3 protein-coding genes are annotated in these 3,991 nt (G+C 68.8%); 1 reads left to right on the plus strand and 2 read right to left on the minus strand.

From position 1 onward, the window contains the following. Positions 1-557 (minus strand): GrpB family protein (locus VFF46_RS20910; RefSeq protein WP_325038853.1); only part of this gene is annotated, 557 nt, incomplete at its 3' end. Positions 558-596: 39 nt separating this feature from the next. Next, complete coding sequence (locus tag VFF46_RS20915) at positions 597-1,388, minus strand: hypothetical protein (RefSeq protein WP_325038854.1); 792 nt, start codon at positions 1,386-1,388, stop codon at positions 597-599. 251 nt (positions 1,389-1,639) lie between these two features. Here VFF46_RS20915 and recA point away from each other — a divergent pair, with 251 nt between their 5' ends. Then, complete coding sequence (gene recA / locus VFF46_RS20920) at positions 1,640-2,719, plus strand: recombinase RecA (RefSeq protein ID WP_325038855.1); 1,080 nt, start codon at positions 1,640-1,642, stop codon at positions 2,717-2,719. Positions 2,720-3,991: the final 1,272 nt, after the last annotated feature.

The raw sequence follows: 3,991 nt of genomic DNA on the forward strand, positions 1-3,991 counted from the left end.
CCGGCCCAGCTGGTGCGGGCGGCCCATTCCTCGGCCGGTAGGTACACGAGATCGCACACCGGGTCCTTGAGGTCGCTGTAGTCGCCGATCTCCAGCCCGAGCGTCGCAGCATGCTGCTTGAACGCGCCGTACGCCTGCGCCGTCTCCGGATGCGCCCGCAGGTAGTCGCGGAACAGGAGCGCGTAGCGCTGGTTCGCACGACCCGCGACCCGGATGTGCAGGTTGACCCGGCGCCGGTACATCGGTTCGACCAGCATGCGCTTCACCCACTGGCTCTCGTCCGCGGGCAGTCCGGGCGCCGGGTGGTCGCGCCGTGGCGGGCGAAGCTCCCAGTCCGCGGCGACCATCCGTTCGGCAACATCGTCCAGGTCGGATTCGGCGGCCACCGTGACCTGGACGTCGAGGATGTCCTTGGCGGGCAGGCCGGGTACCGAGGTGGACCCGATGTGGTCGATCCGCTGCGCCAGCTCGCCGAGCACGCCGCCGATGGCGTACGTGATCTTCTGGTACTGCGCCGGCCAGGTCTCGTCCGGCCTCACGATGACGATCCCAGTCATACGAAGATCATCTCAGGACCGCCGTGTGCCGCCCAGCGATCAGAGCGGTTTGACCCGGAAGGTGCTGTTGGTGAGCAGGTCGGCCGCCTCGTACGCCGCCTTCCGGATGCCCTTGCGCTCGTCGAAGAACCCGCCGACGACGCCGACCCCGGGGAACTTGCCGATGAACCGGGCGCCGAGGCTGCCCCGCGGCCGCTCCTCGAACACGTCACTGAGCCCACCGAACAGCTTGCTGAGCCGCCAGACCAGCCGGACGCCCTTGCGCAGCCCCATCTCGGTCGATACCTCGTCGAGCCCGAGCTGCTCGGCGACGTCGTCGCCCGCGACCACAGGGTCGTCGTACTTGAGCACCTCGTCCGGGGTGATCGGCCGATTGGTCAGCACCCGGATGATGACCGCTGTACGGTCGGCATGCGCCTCGACGCCGTACTCACGGCAGACCGCGCCGATCACCATCGCCTGCACGGCCGCGCCGAGGGTGTCCTTCATCGGCAGCCGGTCCGCCGCGGCGCCGCTGAGCCGGGGGAGCCCGGCGACGATCGCGGCGAATCCGCCGAGGCGTTCGACCCACCAGTCGCAGCGCTTGGCGAGCGGGAGCGCCGGCCACTCCTCGTGACCTGGGACCTTCATCCGCAGCAGCCGGTCGATCGCGAGGATCAGGCCTTTCTCGGCGAGGTTCGGTTTCTCCTGCTCGGAGTACTCGGTCAGGTAGCTGCGGATGCCGAACGGGTCCTGGGTGCGGAGCGCGTCGAGGACGTGGTCGATCCCCAGCTCCACCCGGCTGATCGCGAGGACCACCGCGGAATCGGGGACGTCGGGCCGCTCTGTCACGCCGTAAGACTAGGGATCCGGTGGGGTCAGTGGAGCTGCTGGATCAGGCATCGGCGTGTCAGTTGTGATTCGAACACGTGTTCGGGATACTTTGGTCCCCGGAAGGTGCTGGGGCGGCCGAGTTGTCCACAGATTCGAAGTGGCGACGAAAACTGTCCGAGGCAACGAATACCTTCTCTGGCGACAACGAATGTTCCTTCGGGCGGCCGGCCGGCGGCCCTGGATTATCAGATGGGTCAGGTGGCAGTCACATGGCGAGTGCAGCGAGCGCGACGAGTGCGGACCGCGCGGCGGCCGATCGCGAGAAGGCGCTTGCGACGGCGCTGACGCAGATCGAGCGGCAGTGTGGCAAGGGTTCGGTGATGCGCCTCGGGGAGCAGAACAGGCCGCCGATCGAGGTCATCCCGACCGGGTCGATCGCGCTCGACATCGCGCTCGGGATCGGCGGTCTGCCGCGAGGTCGCGTGGTGGAGATCTACGGTCCGGAATCCTCCGGTAAGACGACGGTTGCCCTGCACGCGGTCGCGAACGCTCAGCGGGCCGGTGGGATCGCGGCCTTCATCGACGCCGAGCACGCCCTCGACCCGGAGTATGCGCGGAAGCTGGGCGTCGACACCGACGCGCTGCTGGTCTCGCAGCCCGACTCCGGTGAGCAGGCGCTGGAGATCGCGGACATGCTGGTCCGCTCCGGCGCGATCGACATCGTCGTGATCGACTCGGTGGCCGCGCTGGTGCCGCGCGCCGAGATCGAGGGCGAGATGGGCGACAGTCACGTCGGTCTGCAGGCGCGACTGATGAGCCAGGCACTGCGGAAGATGACCGGTGCGGTCAGCGGGACGAATACGACCGCGATCTTCATCAACCAGTTGCGCGAGAAGATCGGCGTGATGTTCGGCTCCCCGGAGACGACGACCGGTGGTAAGGCGCTGAAGTTCTACGCGTCGGTGCGGCTGGACGTCCGCCGGATCGAGTCGCTCAAGGACGGCTCTGACGTGGTCGGTAACCGGACCCGTGTCAAGGTCGTGAAGAACAAGGTGGCCCCGCCGTTCAAGCAGGCCGAGTTCGACATCATCTACGGCCAGGGCATCAGCCGCGAGGGCAGCCTGCTCGACCTCGGCGTGGAGCAGGGCTTCGTCCGCAAGGCCGGCGCCTGGTTCACGTACGAGAGTGACCAGCTCGGCCAGGGCCGGGAGAACGCGCGAAACTTCCTGCGCGACAACCCCGACCTGGCGAATGAGCTGGAGAAGAAGATCATGGAGAAGATGGGCATCGGCCCGACCGTGGACAAGCCGGCCGGCGAGGCCGCGGCCGAGGTCGATGTCGACTTCTGATCGACCCTCCGCGGGTGGCAGCGTCCCCCGGCAGCCCACAGCTGCCGAGGAGGACGCCGCCCCCGCGGCGCTGTCCCTGCCCCACGACGAACGCCTGGCCCTGGCGCGCAAGCTGCTGGCCGAGGGTGTGTCCGGGGCTGGGGCTGCCTCTGTGGACGGGGCCGCGGAGAGTACGTCGTGCCGGCGTACGGCGTCTCGGCGGGCGGCCGAGCAACGCGGTACGACGCCCGCGGACGACGAACCGTCGGAAGCTTCGACATGGCGGGCTGGAGGTACGCGCCGTCGTGGAGTGGACCGGAGCCAGGTGGACTCCGACGAGCTCCACGAAGATGACGAGTGGAGTACGGCGCGCCGACGCCCAGGCTCCATCAGACGAACCGTCGGCACCGTCGATCCGTGGGACGAGCCCACGACCGATGAGGCCGCCCCGCCGGATGCCCGGAAGTCGCGACGAAAGCAGCCAGCCGCACAGCCGGACACCGAGACGCTCCGCGAGGAACCACAGGGGCCACGCCCAGCGAGCCGCCGCAACCCGCCGCGCCCAGCCGCGAACCCCGTCGACCCATGGGGCGACGAGGACAAGCAAGTAACCCGCACCTTCGAAACCCAAGCAGCCAACCGCCTGGCCGAAGCCCGCGCCTTCGCCGAAGACCAACCCTTCTCGCCCGCAGACGAAGCACCTCTGTCGTCCGCAGACGAAGCACCTCTGTCGTCCGCGGACGAAGCACCTCTGTCGCCCACGAACGAACCATCTCCCTCGTCCGCGGACGAGGGACCTCTGTCGTCCGCAGATGAGGTGCCTCATTCGCGGGCCGAAGACGCACCCGTCTCACCAACCGACGCCGCACCTCCGTCGGCCGCCGAAGACGTGCCCGTTCGGCGCACCGCCGACGCACCGTTCTCGCGCACCGAAGATGCGGTCTGTGCGGACGCCGAGAACGGGCGCTTCTCACGCACCGAACACGCAACTTCGGATGCCGACGACGGACACTTCGGACGCGCCGACGACACAGTTTCCTCGACTGCGGGCGACGCACCTTTCTCTCGCACCGAAGACGGTCCCTCCCTGGAGGCAGACGGCCGCCGCCCGGGAACGCCTCGAGGTGCTCGTACCCCGGGGCCCGACGCCGTCCCACCGGGTGGCGCCGGGACGGGTCGCTCTGCGCCACCGCTCAAACGGGAGCCGGCACAGGCGATATCCGCGCCTGACCTCGTAGGCACTGCCCCCTTCGATCCGTGGGCAGACCCAGACGATTCTGCCGAGGCTGCTGA

Source organism: Kribbella sp. (assembly GCF_035655035.1).
GTDB lineage: Bacteria > Actinomycetota > Actinomycetes > Propionibacteriales > Kribbellaceae > Kribbella.

Excerpts from the sequence above, each read along its gene's own strand:
- recA (WP_325038855.1), top strand. The coding sequence starts at position 1,640 with ATGGCGAGTGCAGCGAGCGCGACGAGTGCGGACCGCGCGGCGGCCGAT.